The organism is Peristeroidobacter soli, assembly GCF_004138485.1.
GTDB classification, from domain to species: Bacteria; Pseudomonadota; Gammaproteobacteria; order Steroidobacterales; family Steroidobacteraceae; genus Steroidobacter; species Steroidobacter soli.
The window spans coordinates 160636-181486 of sequence record NZ_RYEV01000006.1 but is presented as its reverse complement, the minus strand read 5'-3'; the positions used below and the strand labels follow the sequence as shown (position 1 = coordinate 181486).

At 63.2% G+C, this 20851-nt stretch carries 18 protein-coding genes; 6 read left to right on the top strand and 12 right to left on the bottom strand.

Annotated elements, in window-relative coordinates:
* The first annotated feature begins 49 nt into the window (after positions 1-49).
* From EKO19_RS27310 to EKO19_RS27300, 3 genes are all read left to right on the top strand, one after another.
* Complete coding sequence (locus EKO19_RS27310; RefSeq protein WP_129780566.1) at positions 50-1186, top strand: CaiB/BaiF CoA transferase family protein; 1137 nt, start codon at positions 50-52, stop codon at positions 1184-1186.
* A 181-nt stretch (positions 1187-1367) separates the two neighbouring features.
* Positions 1368-2468, top strand: a complete 1101-nt coding sequence (locus tag EKO19_RS27305) for a sensor histidine kinase (RefSeq protein ID WP_129780565.1) — start codon at positions 1368-1370, stop codon at positions 2466-2468.
* A gap of 67 nt (positions 2469-2535) precedes the next feature.
* A complete protein-coding gene (locus EKO19_RS27300; protein WP_129780564.1) occupies positions 2536-3630 on the top strand; it encodes an ROK family protein in 1095 nt (364 codons plus the stop codon).
* Positions 3631-3745: 115 nt separating this feature from the next.
* Here EKO19_RS27300 and EKO19_RS27295 read toward each other — a convergent pair whose 3' ends face one another.
* A complete protein-coding gene (locus EKO19_RS27295) occupies positions 3746-5065 on the bottom strand; it encodes a flavin monoamine oxidase family protein (RefSeq protein WP_129780563.1) in 1320 nt (439 codons plus the stop codon).
* The gene (locus EKO19_RS27290; protein ID WP_175597213.1) at positions 5055-6587 is read right to left on the bottom strand and encodes an FAD-dependent oxidoreductase; all 1533 of its coding nucleotides are present in this window, start codon (positions 6585-6587) and stop codon (positions 5055-5057) included. The genes EKO19_RS27295 and EKO19_RS27290 overlap by 11 nt, the downstream gene beginning before the upstream one ends.
* Before the next feature lie 253 nt (positions 6588-6840).
* On the opposite strand from EKO19_RS27290, the gene EKO19_RS27285 reads away from it, so the two are divergent.
* Positions 6841-7641 carry a TenA family transcriptional regulator gene (locus EKO19_RS27285; RefSeq protein WP_129780561.1) on the top strand — a complete coding sequence of 267 codons (801 nt, stop codon included), beginning with the start codon at positions 6841-6843 and terminating at the stop codon, positions 7639-7641.
* A gap of 9 nt (positions 7642-7650) precedes the next feature.
* Here the strand turns inward: EKO19_RS27285 and EKO19_RS27280 are convergent, their stop codons facing one another.
* From EKO19_RS27280 to gltX, 4 genes are all read right to left on the bottom strand, one after another.
* On the bottom strand, positions 7651-8127 hold the full coding sequence (locus EKO19_RS27280; RefSeq protein WP_129780560.1) for an Hsp20 family protein: 477 nt from the start codon (positions 8125-8127) through the stop codon (positions 7651-7653).
* Between the two features lie 106 nt (positions 8128-8233).
* Complete coding sequence (locus tag EKO19_RS27275; protein WP_129780559.1) at positions 8234-9985, bottom strand: MOSC and FAD-binding oxidoreductase domain-containing protein; 1752 nt, start codon at positions 9983-9985, stop codon at positions 8234-8236.
* Positions 9986-10089: 104 nt separating this feature from the next.
* Positions 10090-11484, bottom strand: coding sequence for a cysteine--tRNA ligase (gene cysS / locus EKO19_RS27270; RefSeq protein ID WP_129780558.1), 1395 nt, complete (start codon positions 11482-11484; stop codon positions 10090-10092).
* A 12-nt stretch (positions 11485-11496) separates the two neighbouring features.
* Positions 11497-12939, bottom strand: coding sequence for a glutamate--tRNA ligase (gltX, locus tag EKO19_RS27265; protein WP_217705629.1), 1443 nt, complete (start codon positions 12937-12939; stop codon positions 11497-11499).
* A 139-nt stretch (positions 12940-13078) separates the two neighbouring features.
* On the opposite strand from gltX, the gene EKO19_RS27260 reads away from it, so the two are divergent.
* Complete coding sequence (locus EKO19_RS27260) at positions 13079-13660, top strand: peptidylprolyl isomerase (protein ID WP_129780557.1); 582 nt, start codon at positions 13079-13081, stop codon at positions 13658-13660.
* The gene (lpxH, locus tag EKO19_RS27255) at positions 13657-14400 is read left to right on the top strand and encodes a UDP-2,3-diacylglucosamine diphosphatase (RefSeq protein WP_129780556.1); all 744 of its coding nucleotides are present in this window, start codon (positions 13657-13659) and stop codon (positions 14398-14400) included. The genes EKO19_RS27260 and lpxH overlap by 4 nt, the downstream gene beginning before the upstream one ends.
* Before the next feature lie 5 nt (positions 14401-14405).
* Here the strand turns inward: lpxH and miaE are convergent, their stop codons facing one another.
* The 6 genes from miaE to folC all read right to left on the bottom strand — a co-directional run bounded on the left by miaE (position 14406) and on the right by folC (position 20644).
* Positions 14406-15110, bottom strand: a complete 705-nt coding sequence (gene miaE / locus EKO19_RS27250) for a MiaE family protein (protein ID WP_129780555.1) — start codon at positions 15108-15110, stop codon at positions 14406-14408.
* Positions 15107-16405: a serine/threonine-protein kinase gene (locus EKO19_RS27245; protein WP_129780554.1), complete on the bottom strand. Its 1299-nt coding sequence runs from the start codon at positions 16403-16405 to the stop codon at positions 15107-15109. Before EKO19_RS27245 ends, miaE begins: the two co-directional genes overlap by 4 nt.
* Before the next feature lie 30 nt (positions 16406-16435).
* Positions 16436-17941 carry an amidophosphoribosyltransferase gene (purF, locus tag EKO19_RS27240; protein ID WP_129780553.1) on the bottom strand — a complete coding sequence of 502 codons (1506 nt, stop codon included), beginning with the start codon at positions 17939-17941 and terminating at the stop codon, positions 16436-16438.
* Positions 17942-17943: 2 nt separating this feature from the next.
* Positions 17944-18468 carry a CvpA family protein gene (locus EKO19_RS27235; protein ID WP_129780552.1) on the bottom strand — a complete coding sequence of 175 codons (525 nt, stop codon included), beginning with the start codon at positions 18466-18468 and terminating at the stop codon, positions 17944-17946.
* Positions 18469-18551: 83 nt separating this feature from the next.
* On the bottom strand, positions 18552-19313 hold the full coding sequence (locus EKO19_RS27230; protein ID WP_129780551.1) for an SPOR domain-containing protein: 762 nt from the start codon (positions 19311-19313) through the stop codon (positions 18552-18554).
* Between the two features lie 56 nt (positions 19314-19369).
* Positions 19370-20644 carry a bifunctional tetrahydrofolate synthase/dihydrofolate synthase gene (gene folC, locus EKO19_RS27225; protein ID WP_129780550.1) on the bottom strand — a complete coding sequence of 425 codons (1275 nt, stop codon included), beginning with the start codon at positions 20642-20644 and terminating at the stop codon, positions 19370-19372.
* Positions 20645-20851 lie beyond the last annotated feature (207 nt).

Below are 20851 nucleotides of genomic sequence, written 5' to 3'. Positions count from 1 at the left end.
GAATTTTCGGCATTGTCTCCGACGGTGCCCGATGAATTCGACCGAACCAATGAAATCGTCCGCAGCGATCACGCGCGCAACTGCAAACGGTCCGTTGCATGGCGTGCGCGTGCTGGAATTCGCAGGCCTGGGCCCAGCGCCCTTCTGCGGCATGCTGCTCTCCGATCTCGGCGCCCAAGTCATTCGCATCTCGCGTCCCAACGCACCGGCTCAACCGTTCGACGCGATTCTCGACCGCGGCCGCAGCGTGCTGACCGTGGATTTGAAACAAAGCGTCGGTGTCGAAATCTGCCGCGCCTTGGCGAAAAACGCCGACGTGCTGATCGAAGGTTTCCGTCCCGGTGTCCTGGAAAAGCTCGGCCTCGGGCCGGACGTGCTGCTGCAGGAAAATCCCAAGCTGGTTTATGGACGCATGACGGGCTGGGGACAATACGGGCCGAACGCGCACACCGCTGGCCACGACATCAACTATATCGCGCTGTCCGGCGCGCTGCATTCGGTCGGTAGCGCGGAGAAACCGACGCCGCCGCTGAATCTGGTCGGTGACTTCGGAGGCGGCGCGTTGTATCTCGCGATGGGTGTACTCGCAGCTTTGTTGAATGCGCGGAGTACCGGCGTCGGGCAAGTTGTCGACTGCGCGATGACGGACGGTGCCGCGTCGCTGATGAGCATGATGTTCGCGATGCGCGCGGGCGGCAATTGGCTCGAGCAGCGACATGCGAATCTGCTCGACGGGGGCGCGCCCTTCTACGACACCTATCGCTGTGCCGATGACAAATGGATTTGCGTGGGCGCGCTGGAGATTCAGTTCTTCGCTGTGCTACTCAACAAGCTGAGCATTCCGATCAGCGATTATCCCGATCATTGGAACCCGGCCTGCTGGCCGGAAATGCGTGCGCGCTTCGAGAAAATCTTTCAGAGCCAGCCGCAGGCCCATTGGTGCGCGCTGCTGGAGAACAGCGATGCGTGCTTCGCGCCGGTGCTGCCCATGAGCGAAGCCATCGATCACCCGCATAACGTCGCCCGAGGCACCTTCGTCACTCATTCCGGAATCGTTCAACCCGCGCCGGCGCCCCGCTTCTCGCGCACCCCGACGACGATCCAGGAAAGTACCTCAGTCGACGTAAATACACTGCGCGCGTGGCAATTGCCGGACGCTCTCATCGATCGGGTCCTTGCCTCATGATGAACCCCGGCGGTGACTTGTGGCGCGCTCGGGACCATCGCCGGACCAGGTCAGTCATTTGACGGTTCGTGACGGTTAAACGGCAAGAAGGGGAACAAAAGCCCGCGGCTCGGAATTCAGGGCGCAAGAGCACCGCTCTATTCCAAACGACACCTCCTCTCGCGTTCTCAGGACGGTGCGCATGACGACGACGGATGCCCTGCATCTATTCCTGGGTCACAGCGCTTGCGGACAAGCGGTACGTCGCCTCGACTGGGCCAACAATCCGCTCGGACCGATCAGTGGCTGGTCGCATTCGCTGCGGACCATGGTGGGCGCGATCCTGGATTCGGCGTTTCCGCAATGCCTGTTGTGGGGTCCACAGCGCATCTCGATTCACAACGACGCATTTCTACCCATCCTGGGCAAAAAGCCGCTGGCCATCGGCCGATCGTTTCAGGAGGTATGGGCGGAAGCGTGGCACATGCTCGAACCGCTGGTGGTGCGTGCCTATGCGGGCGAGCCGACGTTCATCGAGGACTATCCTTTGATCGTCGAACGTCACGATCGACCCGAGCAGGCCTATTTCACGTTCTGCTACAGCCCGATTCGCGACGACGATGGACGCATTGCCGGCATGCTGGACACGGTGATCGAAACGACGCCCAAGGTGCAGGCGCAACAACAGGAAAAACTGATCAACGCGGAACTGGCTCATCGCATCCAGAACACGCTCGCCATCGTCAACTCGATTTGCGATCAAACATTTCGCGCCGCCAGTTCGCTCGACGAGGCGCGCATCACTTTCGGTCGTCGGCTCAAGGCGCTGGGCCAGGCGCACATGGTGCTCACGCAGTCGAGCTGGATCAGCGCGCCGATGGCCGCGATCATCGAAGGCGCACTGATTCCCCACAGCATGGCGCCGGGTGAAATATGCGCACAGGGGCCGCCCGTCAATCTGTCCGCGCGCCAGGCGCTGTCGCTGAGCATGGCGATTCACGAGCTCGCCACCAACTCGATGAAATATGGCGCGCTGTCCGCGGCCGGTGGCGAAGTCACCGTCCGATGGAACCTCGAGCCAATCGATGGCGACAAATGCCTGCGCCTGCATTGGCTCGAAACCGGCGGGCCCCGCGTCTCGCCGCCGGAGCGACGCGGTTTTGGCAGCCGGCTCATCGAACAAGTACTGGCCGAAGACTTTGGCGGCAAGGTCAGCATGTGCTACGCGCCGGAGGGGCTGCGCTTCGAACTGGCCACCAAGCTCAGCAACCTGCCGGATCAAGGCACGCGAATCGGCGTGTAGTAGCAACTTCGACGGAACGTAATGCCGTGCCGCGTGTTTTTACACGAGGTGGTTCGAGTATTACTGGATGGCCAAGAAAACCGCGAAGAAAACCGACGACACGCCCTCGCCCCTGCTCGCTCATGGTGGCAAGGTGCTGAGCATGGTGACCGTGGACGCGTACAACGCGGAGACGCGCAGCCCCGACGGCTTCCTGGGCGACCGCGCCAGCCGCCGCGCCTTCCAGGCCATCCTCGATGACTGGCGCGATCGCGTGAGCCGTGCTGGCGACGACCCGCTGGGCGATGAGCCGAGCGAGCAGATCAGCAAGAAAGAACTGGACAAGATGCTCACCGAAGGCGACGCCGAGGCCGCCGGTGTGATTCATGGCGCGATCGAAGAATTCGCGCAGGAGTTCGCGCAGGTCATTCGCCGTTTTCTGAAGCTCAAGGATTGGAAGGACACCGAAGCTATCGTGGTCGGCGGCGGCCTGCGCACCAGTCGTATCGGCGAGCTGGCGATCGGCCGCACCTCGGTGCTGCTCAAGGCGGACGGCATCGACCTGGATATCAAACCGATCCGCAGTCACTCCGATCACGCGGGCTTGATCGGTTGCATTCAACTGGTGCCGTCCTGGATCCTGTCGGGACACGACAGCATCCTCGCCGTCGACATCGGCGGCACCAACATCCGCGCCGGCATCGTGAACCTTCGACGCAAGAAGAACGCCGACCTTTCCCAGGCCGAGGTCGGACACTTCGAGCTGTGGCGGCATCGCGAGGATGAGCCGGAGCGCGAGGACGCCGTGCAGCGGCTCATCGACATGCTGGTCGGGTTGATCAAGCGCGCCGAGAAAGATGGCGCGAATCTCGCGCCGTTCATCGGCATCGGCTGCCCGGGCGTGATTCGCCCGGACGGCTCGATCGAGCGCGGCGGACAGAACCTGCCGGGCGACTGGGAACACAAGAGCTTCAATCTGCCCGAGAAACTGGTCGCCGCCATTCCCAAGATCGGCGATCACGAAACGGTGATCGTGATGCATAACGACGCGGTCGTGCAGGGGCTCAGTGAAGTGCCGAGCATGAGGGACTATGAGCATTGGGGCGTGCTCACGATCGGCACCGGATTGGGAAATGCGAGGTTTACCAACCGGCGCAGCGAGGACGAGGAGGATGAAGCTTAGGACGGCAAATAACGCAACCACCGCTTTTTCGCCGGTTCGGAACGGACGGCGAGCGCCGATCGGGGCTGGGATCGAACCGGCGCGGCGCGATTCAATAAACCATGTTGCTGCGTTATCAGCCCTGCAGTAACTCCTTCGCCGCCCGCTGCCCGGTATTGAGCGCCCCGCCCACGCTGGAGGACTCCAGTTCATCCAACGCCTCGCCGGCAAAAAACAACGTCTGCTCCACCGACTTCGCCAGTTGTTTCCTGGCCGGGCCGCCGCCCACGCCCGCATAACTGTACGCGCCACATGAGTAAGGATCGCTCTGCCAGTCGTGCCAATACACCGCCTCGAGCATCTTCCGATAATCGCGACGCTTACCGAATATCTCCGTAACACTCGCCAATGCCGGCCTCAACACTTCATCCGTGCTGCGCGTAACCAGCTTCGCCGCATTCGGCCCGCCCGTCCAGGCAGTGAGCACCGGCGCGCGCACGGGCAGCGTCGTCCAGAACGTCGGAAACGGCGCCCCGGTCGCATGGAAGAACGCCACGTCACGATGCATCCCATCGTCGATCTCCGACCAGAATGGCCGGGAGAAACACAGCACCAACTTCACCACCGGCCCCATCAATAACCGCGACAATGGCAACTGTTTCTTCGGCAACGCCGGCGAAAACAACACGCTCCCCGGCGTCAGCGCGGGCAACTGCATCACCGACAGCGGCAAGGTAACGATCGCCTGCGCCGCTCGCACTGACCCCGGCTCGCCGTGCCGGGTGAACCCGACGATGACTTCGCCCTTGCGCCAACGAACCTCATTCACCGCGCATTCCAGCTGCAGACAGCTCTTCGCGGGATCGATACTTCCCGCCAGCGAATCCATCAACGCGCCATAACCTCGCTGCGGTCGAAACGTCGGTGCATCCGCCGCGCTTCCGCCACCCCATTCTTTCAATATTTCGATGGCACTGGCCCGCGCCGGATCGGCTGCATCGAAGCCCTCGACCAGCATGGTCGCGAACGCCCGCACCGTCGGCGACAAGCGCTTTTGATGTTTCTGCAGAAAGTCGGCGAACGGCAGATCCGCACGCGGCTTGGGAATGCTTTGCAGCCGCTCCTTCATGGTCTCGAACAAGTCTTCGCTGCGCTTCATGTGCCCGGGCTGCGGCACTCGGTACCGCGTTTGCGCGGCGTCGACGGCTAGATCACCAGCCAGGCGCAACTGCTCGAAGATCGTCGGCGACTCGCCGTGAATGAACTCCGCCCCCAATTCCAGCGGCATCGCCGCGCCGCGCGGGCGAACGGAGAGGATGCGACCGCCAATGCGATCGCGCGCCTCGAGAATACAAACGGATTTGCCATTCCGGCTCAGATGCGCCGCTGCCGCCAGCCCGGCCGCACCGGCACCCACGACGATGACGTCGTATTCGTCGCCCGCTCTACTGCTCATGGAGCCGCTTCAAGGGTTGTTCCGCCGGCCCACCCAGCACTTCGCCCGTCGAGCGGAAGCGCGAGCCATGGCAAGGACAATCCCAAGTGCGGTCGGCACTGTTCCACTTCACCAGACATTTCAGATGCGTGCATTGAGGCGCCAACAAGGTCAGGTTGCCGGACTCGTCGCGATAGGCCGCGACCTTCTTGCCCTGATGGCTGACAATCCGCCCCTCGCCCCTGGCCACCTGGTCGGGGGCCTCGAGCTCGGGCCGGCGCAGCCGATCGCGCACGAAATAATAGGGGAAATCGACGTTCTCTTGCACGTAGCGCCATGCGCCGCCGTGGAAGGGCGAGCGATTCACGGCCAGCAGACTGAACCACGGGTTGTCACGGCCCAGGAACCGGTCCCGCGCCATGAGCGCGCTCAACGTGCCGAGCGTGAAGCCGTTGCCGCAAAAGCCGGTCGCGATGAATTCGCGCTGCTCGTTCTCGCCGATGAACGGCATGCCATCATCTGTTTCCACAACCTGACCCAGCCAGCGTCGTTCGATCTGCGCCTGCGGAAGCACCTGGCGCAGCCGCCGCGTGAGTCTTTCGAATACCCGCTCGCAATCGTCTTCCTGGCCGGTCTTGACGTCCTCGCCACCGAAGATGGCGTATTGATGGCCGTCGCGCTGATCGACCCGCAGGTATTCGTACGGATCGTTCGTGTCCCAATACAGTCCTTCCGGTACAGCATTCTCAGGCAGGCGGGCGCCGAGCACGTAGCTGGTGTAGAGCGCCAGCTTTGTTTGAAACAGGCCGGCGGTCAGCGCCCCCTTCTTGCCCATCAACGGATTGTGAGTGGCGATGACCAGATACTTGCAGCGGACCTTGCGGCCGTTGGCATGCACCGTCATCGGGTCGCCGTCGTCCACCGACTCGAACGAGGTGTTCTCGAACACCAGGCCGTCTTGCTGCTGGATGACGGTCAGCAATCCCTTGAGATATTTGCGAGGATGAAACTTCGCTTGCTGTGCGAATTGCACGGCGGGCATGTTGCTGTAGGGCGCGATCTCGGTGAAGGTGGCCTCGAAGCCGAATGACCGCGCCAGCTCGGCGTCCTTGCGCAAAGACTCAACCATCTTGGGATCGAGCGCCTCGCCGACGCGCGCATGGAGGTAGCCCGGCGCGCGAACGAAATCCGCATCGTTCCCGGTCTCCTCGGCGATGCGCTCGATCGTGTCGATGGCGACCTGGCCGCCTTCCCAGAATTTACGCGCGGCATCCGCGCCAAATTTACTTACCAAATGATGTAGGCGTTCGTCAGTCACATAGGTGAGGTGCGCCGTCGTGCGTGCCGTGTCCGCACTGGCAACTTTTTCGCGATCGATCAATGCGACCCGCACGCCCTCCTGTCCCAGCAGATACGCCGTGGTGATACCAGTGAGCCCGGCGCCGACGACGAGTACGTCGACGTCGATGTCCCGCTGCAGGGCCGGAAACTCCGGCAGCGAGGTGTTCATCCAGAGTGCTTCGTTGGTCGATGTCGATGGCATGGATGAGCAACGTATGGTTTTTCGGCAAGTTCCGACGACGCCGGCCGGACACACCTCCGTGCAATATTGCCTCACGTACAACATCCAAACTCTGTCACCGCTGTAGTGTGCATTGCTTCGATCGATGCAACTGCAAGACAAATCAATGCGCAACGTACACTCGCGCCGTGCGTGTGCGATGTCGTCGCACGCACGGATGGACGAGCGGCACTCATGCTCCGGTCATGGAGATGACATCAAGGAGCGTGTCGACATGGAAAGTCAGTTTGTTAGAACCGGCGCATTGATGGCACTGGAGAGTTATCCGGAGTGGCTTCAGGACATCGTTGCGGAATGCGATGACGCGCGACACACGGTCGTCGCCCACGAGATCTTTCAGCAGATGCACGCGGGGGTGCTGTCGCCGGCGGCGATGCGCTGTTTTCTGGCCAGTTTCTGGCCGGTCATCGAACAGTTCCCGCAGTACATGGCGATGAACCTGCTCAAGGTTCAGTACGGGCTGGGCGCGGGGCATACGATGGCGCGGAAATATCTGATCCGGAATATTCGAGTGGAACAGAATCATGTCGAATATTGGATCGATTGGTCACAGGGTCACGGACTGAGCCGCGACGCTCTGCTCTCGGGGTGGCGCTCCAATTCAGCGGATGCGTTGAGTCACTGGTGCTGGCACACCTGCGAGCGCGACCCGCTGGCCGTCGCGATGGCGGCGACGAACTTTGCGATCGAAGGGACCACCGGGGAATGGGCGGCGTTCGTATGCAGCTCGTCGACGTACGAGAACGGCTTTGCGAACGACGTGCGCAAGCAAGCGATGAAATGGCTGCGCGTCCACGCGCACTACGACGACACGCATCCGTGGGAAGCGCTGGAGATCATCGCAACGCTGCTGGGCCATCAGCCGCAGGCGCGGGAAATTGCGAATGTGAGATCGGCGATCGTGAAGAGCTATCAGTACATGAGCTCGGCGTTCGACGATTGCCTGGCGGAAGAAAAACGCCAGGCGCCGAGGCGGCAGCACCGCCCCGGCGTTCCGGCATTACTTGCCAGCTAAGGCGCGAGCTCAGGCGGCTTTGACGCCCGACTCGATCTTCGGCGCAGCGGCCTGCGGCAGGCTGAGATCGGCCTTGATGTCGATCCGGCGGGGCTTCATCGCCTCCGGGATCTCACGCTTCAGGTCGATGGTCAGCAGGCCATTGGCGAGATTGGCACCGGCGACACGCACGTGATCCGCGAGCTCGAAGCGGCGCTGGAACGAACGTCCGGCGATGCCACGATGCAGATACTGAGAGTCCTCGGCGGCGGCCTTCTCACCGCTGACCAGCAACAGGTTGCGGTCCTGGGTGATATTCAACTCGCTCTCACCGAAACCCGCCACGGCGAGCGTGACGCGATACTGATCCTCGCCGGTCTTGACGATGTCGTACGGGGGCCAATTGTCGATCGTGGAAACGCGCTGGGCGTTGTCCAGCAGATCGAAGATGCGGTCGAAACCGACGGTGGAACGGAACAAGGGGGAGAAATCAAATGCAGTTCTCATGGCCATATCCTCGATGAGCGAAATGGAAACATCCGGCGGTCCCGAAGATTTCAGCGACCGCTAAGCCCTATCTAGGGACGGGTGGGAGGGCTTCAAGGGGGAATTTTTAGAGGTCGACGACCACCTCGCCTGTGGGCTGCGAGCAACAGACCAGGAGGTTGCCCGCGGCGGGCGCGTCCAGGGGATCAGGTGCATAGGAGACGGACCCCGAAACCAAACCGCTCTCGCAGCTGTGGCATACCCCGGCCCGGCAAGACCAACGTACCGGAACGTCGCACGCCTCCGCCAGTTCGAGAATGCTTCGATACGCCGAGGGATTCCAATGGGCGGCGATGCCACTGCGTGCGAATGAAACCAACGCCCCCGTCTCAGTATCGTTCGCAGGCCGGTGCGGCACGCGCGGCGCCGAACCGACCACGCCCGGCATCATCGATTCACTGCCGTTGAAAATCTCGACATGCACCTGACTCGGGGAGAATCCCAGGGTCGCGAGTATTTCTTTCATGTCGGCCATGAACGGATTCGGCCCGCACAAATAAACATCGGCATCGCGGGGCAAACCGACGGCGTCCAGCGTGGCGCGGGAGAGGCGACCGGCCCCGTCGAAGTCTTGACCGAGCCGATCGTTGGCACCGGGTCGGCTATAACAAACATAACTGCGCCCCTGACCAAGCGTGAGCATCAGACGGCGAACTTCGGCAGCGAACGGATCGTGCGCGCCATCGCGCGCCGAATGCAGCCACCAGACTCGTCTCTTCGCTTGCGCGGCCGACATGGCGGACAACATCGCCAGCACCGGCGTCGCCCCGATCCCCGCGCTGAGCAGCACAACCGGCCGCTCTCCCGACTGCAGAACGAAGCTACCTCGGGGCGAACTGACATCGACTGTGTCGTGCAACCGCAGCTGCTGCTGCAGATACGCGCCAGCGCGGCCGTTCGGCTCGATCTTCACACTGATTCGGTAACGCTGCGTCGACTGCGGCCCCGAGAGCGAATAACTGCGAAACAGCGGCGCGCCGCCCTGAGCCAGTGGCAGACGAACGACCACGTATTGACCCGGCATCGCCGGCACCAGCGGCTGATCGGTCGTGCTCTGCAGGCTCAGCGAGATCACATCCGTCGACTCTTGATCGATGGCGGTGACCCTCAGAGAACGAAAGCCCGGTGCCGCTGGATGCGCCGCCGCTTCGGGCGCGAGCCCCGCGTTACCGTTGCGTGGGTTCCTCAGTAATGCTTCGAACGACGAGCGCCACCCGGGCGAGAGCGCCTCGATCCGCAGCGCTCGCTCCAGCGATTCGCGTGCGTGGCCTGGGGAGTAGAGAAGCGCGTTGATCTCGGCGACCGTCATGCGCTCGTTCGCTTCGCCCACTTTGACGATCCCATCGCCCGCGCCAACGTCGCCTTCGCGCAGAACACGGCAATAGAATCCGGGCTTGTTGCTCGATGTGAGCAGGGCAGGCATGCGCGGCTCGTTCAAGCGAATGCCGACGCGATAACAAGTGACGCGAGGCTGGGTGACCTCGAACAACGCCCCGCCGATCTGGTAGCGGTCGCCGATGCAGACCTGGTCGTCGGCCAATCCTTCGACCGTAAAGTTCTCACCGAATTGTCCGTAGACGAAGTCGGACCTGAGCAGCCGTTCCTGCCAGTGACGATAGGATTCGATTTGATACACGAAGACGGCGCGCTGCTCGCCCCCGTGCCCAGCCAGGTCGCCTTGACCATCGCCGTCGAGATTCAAGCGACGGGCCTGGCAGCGTCCCGGCACGGCTTGCTTCCAGATGCCCGTGTGCACGGTCCGCCCCTGCCACTGGATATCGCGCGGCAGGCCGACATTCACCGACAACAATCGAGCCATGGCTGTCAATCTCCAGCATCGGCCATCCATCCATGACAGCACGAAGCCAGGAGCGTCTCAACCGCAGGATGGGCATCCTGCCTGCAGCGCCGCTCGCAGGCGCCTCAGCTCCGACGCCAGGTCGTCGTGCCGTCCGGCTTGTCTTCGAGAACGATGCCAGCATCCGACAATTGTTGCCGGACCCGATCCGCCTCTTTGAAATTACGCCCGGCGCGCGCCGCTTTACGCTCACCGATGAGCCGCTCGATATCCGCATCGCTCAGCGACGAAGCGCCAACTCCCTTCTGCAAGAACGCCTCGGGCGAAAGCTTCAACAGCCCCAGCACATCCGCAAGCTTCTTGAGCTCCGCCGCCAGGGCGCCCGCGGCAGCGGTGTCGCCTGCGCTCTTCGCGCGATTGATCTCGGTCGCCAATGTTTGTAGTGCAGCGATCGCATCCGGCGTGTTGAAGTCATCATCCATCGCCGCTTCGAACCGCCGCGTCGCCTCGCCAGGCTCGAAGCTGCTCGACGGCGTCACATCACGAAGCGCCGTGTAGAGCCGCCCCAACGCCGCATCCGCCTGCTCGATCTGAACGAGCGAATAATTGATCGGCCCGCGGTACTGACTCGACACGAGGAAGAACCGCAGCACTTCCGGGTCGCGCAGCTTCCCCGAATCGAGCACATCTCGAATCCGGAAGAAATTGTTCAGCGACTTCGACATCTTCTCGTCGTCGACATTCACGAAGCCGTTGTGCATCCAGACCTGCGCGAATGTATCGTCCGTCGCCGCGCACGACTGCGCGATTTCGTTCTCGTGGTGCGGGAACTTCAGGTCCATGCCGCCGCCGTGGATGTCGAAGCGCGAGCCGAGCAGATCGAGCGACATCGCGGAGCATTCGATGTGCCAGCCCGGCCGGCCATCCCCCCAAGGCGAGGGCCAGAATGGCTCGCCCGGCTTCGCCCGCTTCCACAGCACGAAGTCCGCAGGGTCGTGCTTCGCCTCATCGACCGCCACACGCGCACCGGCACGCATGTCTTCCAGATTCCGGCCCGACAGTTTGCCGTACGGCGCGAACTTCGACACCGAGTACAACACGTCGCCATTGCTCGCGACGTAGGCGTAGCCCTTGTCGATGAGCTGCCGGGTCATCTTGATGATGCCGGCAATGTGCTCGGTGGCCTTGGGCTCGTGGGTCGGGCGCAGGATGCCGAGGCGGTCGTAGTCCTCGTGCATGAATTTGATGAAGCGCTCGGTCAGCGAGTGGATGGACTCGCCGTTCTCGTTGGCCCGATGGATGATCTTGTCGTCGATGTCCGTGATGTTTCGGACGAACACCACTTTGTTACCTCGGTACTCGAGGTATCGACGGACCACGTCGAACGCGACTTTCGAGCGCGCATGACCGATGTGGCAGAAGTCATAAACCGTATCGCCGCACACATACATGCGGACCACGCCGTCCTGCAACGAGCGGAACGCTTCCTTGCGACCGGTCAGTGAATTGAATATCTGCATAAACCGATTGTGTCAGACCGCGAGCCGGCGGGCATGCTCGAGCCGCGCCTGCACCTCGGCGAATGGCAGCAACGCGAGCATGGGCGCCAGTTCCGGCCCGTGGGTAAAGCCGGTCAGCGCGGCGCGCAGAGGCATGAACAACGCCGGGCCTTTCTTGCCCGCGGCCTGCCCCAGCGCCTTCACGGCCTGTTTGAATTCCGAGCCCGGGTGACCGATGACTTTCAGTGCCTCGGTGAAAAAGCCCTCGCCCGCCTCGCGAATCGCCGCGAGCGCCGCAGGCTCGAACTCATCGAGCTTGCCGAACACGACCTTCGCCCAGGCCTTCGCATCGGACGGCAGCTCGATATTCGCGCGCACGACGTTGACGAACTGCACCTGCTGCTGCGGATCGAGACCGGCCGGCAGCCCGGCAGCGATCCATTTCACGAACTGGTCCGTCGACAGATGCGCGACGGCTTCTTTCTGCCAGTGACGCAGCTGCGCTTCGTCGAACTTGGCGGCGGCGCGGCCCAGGCGATTCAAGTCGAACTCCGCGATCAGAGCGGCGTCGTCCAGCCAGCCATCGCTGACGCAAGAGTGACCGAGTCGCACCAAATGATTGCGCAACGCGCCCGGCAAATAACCGCGCTCGCGCAGGTCTCGCAAACTCGTATCGCCATGACGCTTGGACAGCGGCGCGCCGTCCATGCCGAGCAGCAGCGCCACGTGCGCGTACTGAGGAATTCGCAGCCCCAGCGCCTGCAGAATCAGGATCTGACGCGGCGTGTTCGTCATGTGGTCGTCGCCACGCAGGACCAGTGTCACGCCCATCAACGCATCGTCCACCGCATTCGAGAAAAAGAACGCGGTGCTGCCGTCGGTGCGACGGATGATGAAATCGCCGATGTCGCTGCTGTTGAAACGCTGCTCGCCGTGAACCACATCCACGAACGACACGACCTGCCCCTCCGGCACGCGGAATCGCAGAGCCGCGGGCAGGCCGCGAACCAGTCGGTCGGCGCGCTCTTCCGTCGTGAGATTCCGGCAGGTGCCGGCATAGCGCGGCGGCTGACCGGCGGCGAGCTGGCGCTTGCGAGAAATGTTCAGCTCGGCGGGCGTGCAGAAGCAGGGATAGGTCAGCCCCGCCGAGTCCAGGCGCGCCAGCCACTCTTCATAAATGGCGCGGCGCTGCTGCTGGCGGTAGATCCTGTGCGGGCCGCCGATGTCCGGGCCTTCGTCCCAATCGATACCCAGCCATTTCAGGTCCGCGAACAGGGCGGTCATGAAATCGTCGTTGGAGCGCTCCTCGTCGGTGTCCTCGACACGCAGGATGAAGCGCCCGCCGCCCTTGCGGGCGGCGAGGAAACTGAGCAGCGCGGTGCGCGCGTTGCCCAAATGCAGGTACCCGGTGGGGCTGGGGGCAAAGCGCGTAACGAGCGGGGCGGCGGCTTCTGGCGGCATCGAATCTGAGGACATTGAAGGGCTTGCGTCCGTGTAGCCGTGCATTCTATACGGCCGGGGCGGTCGGCGCTGTAAGACCGGGGGCAGACCGGTTGGCGGGCGGTCGGCAGCCCTTTTGATAAGATCGCCGGCCTTATTCCTACGGCGGTCACTCATGCGCATTCCCGGATTCGCTCGCCTCCTCGCCCTGTCGGCGGCCCTGGTGCTCGGTGTCGTGTCGCTGGTCTCGGCCCAGTCGTCGGCGCCCCGCGTTCGGGTGGACACGTCCCTGGGCAGTTTCACCGTTGAGCTGGACCCACAGCGCGCGCCGCTGACCGTCGCCTCGTTTCTCGAATACGCGAAGGCCGGCTTCTACACCGACACCGTGTTCCATCGCGTGATCGGCAACTTCGTGGTCCAGGGCGGCGGCTTCGACACCAAATACGTCGAAAAGCCCACCCGCCCCGCCACGCCCAATGAATCCGGCAACGGCCTGTCGAACCGTCGCGGCACGGTGGGCCTCGCGCGAACCGGCGAGCCTCACAGCGGCACGGCGCAGTTCTATGTGAACCTGGCGGACAACGCCGCGCTCGATCCGCAACCCAGCCGTTGGGGGTACACCGTGTTCGGTCGCGTGATCGAGGGCATGAACGTGGTCGATGACATTGGCGCGGTGGCCACCGGCAATGTCGGTCCGTTCGATCACGACGCGCCGATGCAGCCCATCGTGATCAAGCGGGTCGAAGTGTTGCAATGAGCGAGGGCCGGCCGACGCTGTTCATTTCCGACCTGCACCTGGACGGCGAGCGCCCCGATATCACGGCGCAATTTCTCGAGTTCCTCGACCGCGAGGCCCGGCAGTCCGCCGGGCTCTACATCCTCGGCGATCTGTTTGAAGCCTGGATCGGGGATGACGACCCGGATGCGGACAAGCGGCGTGTGATCGATGCATTGAAGTCGCTGACAAGCAGCGGCGTGCCGGTTTACTTCATTCACGGCAATCGTGACTTTTTGATCGGGCGGCGGTTCGCGAAGGAAACCGGCGTGAAGCTGTTGCCGGATGGAACCTTGATCGAGCTATATGGCCAGCGCGTGCTGCTCATGCATGGCGATACGCTGTGTATCGACGATCCGGATTATCAGCGGTTACGACGCATCGTCCGCAATCCCTTCGTGCAATTCGTTCTGCGACGCCTGTCGCTGGGGCGGCGGCAGAAGCTCGCTGCCCGGATGAGGGCCGGCAGCAAGAAGCATATCGAGTCCAAAGACCGGACCGCGCCGCAGATCATGGATGTGAATCAAGGCGCCGTGTGGCGAACGTTCGAGCAGGAGCATGCGGATGCGATCGTGCATGGTCATACGCATCGACCGGCGGTTCATGACGTGTCCGTCGGCGACCAGGTTTTCAAACGGATCGTGTTAGGCGATTGGTACGAACAAGGCAGCGTGCTCAGATGGGATGAGCGCGGGTTTGAGTTGGCGGGATTGCGGCGCTGAGCTCGTCAGAGCGCGGGTGCGCCGGAGTGGAAGCGGAATTGCGGGTCGGGGCTCGTGGCCAATTCGGCTTCGATCGCGGCGAGCTGCTGCAATCGAGCGCGCCAGTCGATGTCACCGGCTCGCTGCTCGGCCAGGCGCAGATACAAACTTTGATGCCTCGCCTCCGATACGGCGAGGCCGATGTAGAAGCCGCGTAGCGGCTCGGTCAGCAGCGGGCCGAGGCCTTCGAAGCGTTCGCAGGAGCGGGCTTCGATGAGGGCGCCACACAGCATCAAATCCAATACCCTCGCCGGTTCAGAGCGATTGACCGCGCGTCGCAAACCCTCCCCGTACCGGGACGGCTGCATGCGAGTGAAGGGAACGTTCAGCTCCTGCATGAGCTTCTGCACTTGCTCGAAGTGACGCAGCTCCTCGCGGGCGAGACGAGACATCTTGTCGGTCAGCGCCATGTCTTCGGGATAAGAGAAGATCAGGCTCAGCGCAGTGGACGCAGCCTTCTTCTCGCAGTTGGCGTGATCGACCAGTAGCTCGCGCCAGCGCTCGCAAGCAACCTCGAACCAACGCGCGGGCGTCGCGGCGAGCAGCACGCCGGCATAGCGCGACGGCGCGGCAGTGCCGGACGCGCCAGCGTCGACGCGAGCGGCCGCGTCGGGCGTAACGATGTCACCGTGCGAAGTCACAATCTCGTTGTCCCTAGTTGCAGCGTTCATGCGTGCGCCGCCTCGAGCTTCATCGCAGCGGCGACCAACTCACGCGCGGATGTAAATCGATCCGCCGGCTCGATCGCTATCAACTTGCTCAGCAACGGCTGATACACACCCAACTCCGTACTCAACTCCGGCCGCGGCGCGTTGCCGTGGAGATAAATGACGCCCATGGGCGTCGGCGCGAGGAACGGTTTCTTGCCGGTCAGCATCTCGTAGAAAACCACACCCAGACTATACAAATCGCTGCGCTCATCGAGCGACTGGCCGTGCCCCTGCTCCGGGCTCATGTAATACGGAGTACCGAAAATTTCGCCGGCATTCGTCATATCCACATCGACCTCGGTGTGCTTGGCCAGGCCGAAGTCGATGATCGCGAGCGAGCCATCGGCGCGCTCCATGATATTGCCCGGCTTCAAATCCCGATGCAGCACGCCAACTTCGTGCACCACCTGCAACGCCGCCGCCATCTGCACCAGATACTGCAGCGCCTGCGGCGGCTCGATGCCCTTGCTGATCCGGCTGCGCAAATCGCCGCGTTGGAAATATTCCATGGCGATGTAGGCGTGATCGTCGGATATGCCCAGGTCGAAGATGCGCACGACGTTGGGATGACGGATCTTCGAGATCAGCTCGTATTCCTGCAGGAAGCGCGAGAACTGCATGTGCTGATCGCCCGTCTCCGGCGCATCTCGCAGCACCTTCAACACGACCAGATCGCCCGCGCGCTCACTCTCGGCGAGATACACCATCGACGTGCCGCCGATGGCGAGCTCGCGAATGAAACGATGGCCTAGAATGGTGACCGGTCCGAAGCGTGACAGCTGCAGCGCCTGCGCGCTGGTGCGCCACAGGGCCAATTCCTGACGCCGACGCTGAACGGCATCGCGCAATGAATTCGCCAGGCGTCGATGGTCGATGCGCTCACGGACGACGCACTCGATAGCGCCACGCTGCACGGCGCGGGCGGCCAGCGCGGGATCGTCGCCGGGGGCGAGATAGACGATCGGTGGGAAGCTGGCACGATGCAGGAGATTCTCCAGCCACTCCTCGCCGCGGCCGCGCTCGCTGCGATCATCGAGCAGTACAGCGTCGTATCCGACAGCGGCGAATGCGGAATGCAGACGACCGGAAATCATCGGTGCGTGAATCCGGCACTCGGCGTCCGACCAGACGATGGAGATGTGATGTTCGAGAGCCCGCGCCAGCTCCATGTGATCGGTAATGATCAGGATGCGCGGCGCCACGGTGGCGGACACCGCGGCGAGCGGACGGGAAGCGGGGCCGGCAGGCAGAGCCATGGCGTCAGCTCACAGTGCCGGCCATGTCAATCACACCGCGCGGATGGCTTTCAGCGACGGCGACTGACGACGCTTCGCCTTGGCCTGATCCGAACGTTCCTCTTCCAGGCGCTGCAGATACGCCGGCGTGATGTCGCCCGTGACGTACTCGCCCGAGAAGCAGGAGGTGTCGAACTGTTCGATCTGTGAGTCGTGATGCAGGCACGCGCGGACCAGGTCGTCGAGATCCTGATAGATCAGCTTATCCGCGCCGATGGACTTGGCGACTTCCTCTTCGGTCTTGTTGCTGGCGACCAGCTCGGAGGCCGTCGGCATGTCGATGCCGTACACGTTGGCGTGGCGCACCGGCGGCGCGGCCGACGCGAAATACACGCGGCGAGCACCGGCTTCGCGAGCCAGATCGATGATCTGCGCGGAGGTCGTGCCACGCACGATGGAATCGTCGATCAGCAGGACGTTCTTGCCGCGAAACTCGAGGTCGATGACATTCAGCTTGGAGCGCACCGATTTCTTGCGCTGTTCCTGGCCCGGCATGATGAACGTGCGGCCGATGTAGCGGTTCTTCACAAACCCTTCGCGGTACTTCACGCCGAGCAGCTGCGCGACCTGCACAGCCGCCGTGCGGCTCGTATCGGGAATCGGAATGACCACGTCGATGTCATGATCCGCCCACACGCGCTTGATCTTCTCGGCGAGCAGATCGCCCATGCGCAGCCGCGCCTTGTGCACGGAAATGTTGTCCATCTTCGAGTCGGGGCGCGCGAAATAGACATACTCGAAAATGCACGGCGTATGTTTCGCGGCCGGCGCGCACTGCTGCGAGTACAGGCGACCGTGCTCGTCGATGAACACTGCTTCGCCCGGATTCACATCGCGCTCCAGCGTGAAACCGAGCATGTCGAGCGCCACGCTCTCGGACGCCAGCATGTACTCGGAGCCTTGCGCCGACTCGCGCTTACCGAGCACCAGAGGACGAATGCCGTGCGGATCGCGGAAGCCGAGCAGGCCGTGACCGACGATCATCGTGACGACCGCGAAGCCGCCACGCACGCGGCGATAAACGGCGCTCAGCGCGGAGAAGATATCCGCAGCCGACGCACGCGGCGTCCGCACGCGGGACAGCTCGCTCGCCAGCACGTTGAGCAGGACTTCGGAATCGGAGGTGGTGTTCAGGTGACGCAGATCTTCACGCGTCAGCACTTCGGCGAGCTCGGCGGTGTTGGTGAGATTGCCGTTGTGGCCGAGGCAAATACCGTACGGCGAATTTACGAAGAAGGGTTGCGCTTCGGAGGCGCTGTCACAGCCGGCCGTGGGATAGCGCACGTGGCCGATGCCGACGTTGCCCTTCAGCTTCAGCATGTGATTTTCCTGGAAGACGTCGCGCACCAAGCCGGTCTTCTTGCGCATGAACAGCTCGCCGTCCTGGTACGTCATGATGCCGGCGGCATCCTGGCCACGGTGCTGCAAGACCGTGAGCGCGTCGTAGATCTGTTGATTGACCGGACTGTGTCCGACGATGCCAACGATGCCACACATGCTCAGACTCCTGCTTTGCTCAACGCGGATTCGGCCGCCTGCTTCTCGAGCACGCTCATGCCGGTCTCCGCAAACGACTGCAGCCAACCCGCCGCTTCCGAGGCATATGGGATCAGCCGTGAGCCCTTCCACCAGTGAGTTGAGGTGAGCTGCACGAACTGCCCCAACAACACGAACACCGCGACGATCACCGCGCCGCGCACGAAACCGGTGACCAGCCCGAGCAGGCGGTCCACCATGATGCTGAGTCCCGAGTGGCGGAGCATGTAACTGAGGATGCCCGCAACGATCCAGCCGACGATCAACACCGCCAGCACGATCAGCGTGCGCGCGGCCCAGGTGCTTACCGGAGGATCACCGACTCGGCCGGCCAGCAGCGGCTCCACCACGTGAGCATAACGCCAGGCGAGCCACAGTCCGCCCAGCCAGGCGATGACGCCAATGGCTTCTCGGACGAATCCACGGATGAACCCCAACACCATCGAAAGAACCAAGACGCCGAGAATCAGGTAGTCAGCACCATTCATAAGCGCAACAACGATTTACGGCCTCGCGACCTGGGGCGCGCGAATTCTATCAGCGCGGCTCGGTTTGGAAACAACGGAACCGCTCACGGATGCGCCACCACGGCGGCGCTGGGGATGGAGGCCTTCACGACCTTCAGCACGGCTTCGGCACCCGCGCGATCCTTGGTGGGACCAATACGGACGCGGTATAGCGTCTTGCCACCAGCGGTCACCGGCATCACGAAAGCGCTCTGACCTTTACCGCGCCATTCGTTCATGACCCGTTCCGCCGTCGCCTCGCTGGCATAACTTGCCAATTGCACAGCCCAGCCTTTGCCCGTGGGAACCGCGGATTTGGGGGCGGATGGCGCGGAAGCAACCGCTCGCGGCTCGGATTTGGCCGATTCGGGCTTCGATTCAGGTTTCGGCGCAGGCTTCGGCGGCGCCTCTGCGCGCGCCGGCTGCGCGGCGACCTGGCGCGTGGGTTCACTGCGCGGCTCCGGCTTCGGAGTTTCGACCGGCGCCGGTGTGGGGGCTTTCGGTTCAGGGGAAACCTGAGTCGCCGCAGAGGGCTGCTCGGCCGGTGGCGCTGACGTCTCCGGCGGCGGCATTTCTTCCGGCGGTGGCGCGCGATTGTCGGTCTGCTGCTCGACTGGAGTCGGCGGCGCGGAGCCGGGCGCCTTGTTCAGATCGATGGTGTAGGTCTTGATCGCAGCCTCGCCGCTGCCCTCACCGGTGTCAGCCGTCTGCGCCTGTTTCTCCGCGGATTCGCGGCTGGGTCCCGAAAGCATCTCGGGAATCAGGATGATGGCCGCGGCCATCAACACAGCCGCGCCAATCAGGCGTTCTTTAACAGGGCGTTCCACGGCGCGAAGTATAAAAGGCGCGGCGCGCGAACGACACGCGACTTAACGACTGGAACTCAGTTTCCTGCTTGCAGCCATTCGAGCGCCGGCCCGACCGTCAGAAACGAGCCAAACACGACGATACGATCGCCGGCGCGCGCCATCGTCCGCGCGGCTTCGCAGCCGTCCGCGACTGTCGCGGCAGTCTTCGCTATGTGCGCGCCCGTCTTGGCCAGTCTTTCCGACAGAGCGTCGACGGGCACGGCGCGGGCGCTCGGCACGCCCACGATGATCCAGCTGTCGAACGAGTTACGCAGAGCGGTCGCGATGCCTTCGATGTCCTTGTCGCCGAGGATTCCGCACACGGCGAGGGTTCGTCCGCCCGTGGGGCGCGATGCGAGCTGTCCGGCGAGCGCCTGAGCCGCGGCGGGATTGTGCGCGACATCGAGAATCCAATCGACCGCCACGGGTTCAGTCCGGTGCACGACCTGAAAGCGTCCGGGCAGTGTCACATTCCGCAGTCCCGCCTCGATGGCGTCGCGCGTCACCGGCAGTCGAGATGACAGGCATTCCAATGCGCACAGCACGGCCGAGGCATTATCGAACTGCAGTTCGCCGTGAAGCGCGGGCCGTGGGAGGCTGTTGTAGTTCGTGTTCCGTCCGCGCCAGGACCAGCGCTCGCCGTCGCGCTGCCAGTCGAACTCCTCACCGAGTCGGTATAGCGGCGTGCCCAACTGCTGAGCGACCTCGCCGATGGACGCAGGCATGTCGCGCGAGCCGAAAATTGCAGGCTTGCCCGCGCGGAAGATGCCGGCCTTCTCGCGACCGATGGTTTCGACATCGGGGCCGAGCCAGTCGGTGTGATCGAGGGCGATCGAGCTGACGATCGCCACATCGGCATCGACGGCGTTGACGCTGTCGAGACGTCCACCGAGCCCAACTTCGAGCACGATCGCATCGACACCCGCGGTGTCGAACACCAGCAGCGCGGCGATGGTGTTGAACTCGAAGAACGTGAGCGTGTCGTCGCCGCGGGCCGCTTCGATGCGCTCGAACGCCGCGACCAGCGACGCGTCGGACACCTCGCGCCCGTCGATGACGATGCGCTCGTTGTAACGAATCAGATGCGGCGAGGTGAACGTGCCGACGCGGTAACCGGCAGCACGAAGAATTTGTGAGGTGAGCGCGACGGTCGAGCCCTTGCCGTTCGTGCCCGCGACGGTGACGACGGGGCACGACGGTTGCCGCCAGTTCAGCCGCTCCAGCGTGCGACGCATGCGGTCCAGCCCGAGGTCGATGGCGCTCGGGTGCAGCGTTTCCTGCCAGCGCAACCAGTCGGCCAGAGATCTCATAAGGAAACTGTCACTGTGCTAACGGCAGCCATGATCTGCGGCGAGAAATTCTATAGGAACCTGTCACCCGTGTTAGCGAGAGCCAGGACCTGCGGCGAGAAAACTCGATAGGAACCTGTCACCGCGTTAGCGAGAGCCAGGACCTGGGCGCCGAAGGCGCCGCAGGTCGATGCGACTTCAGCGGCGCGTAGTCCGTGCCGCAGTGGC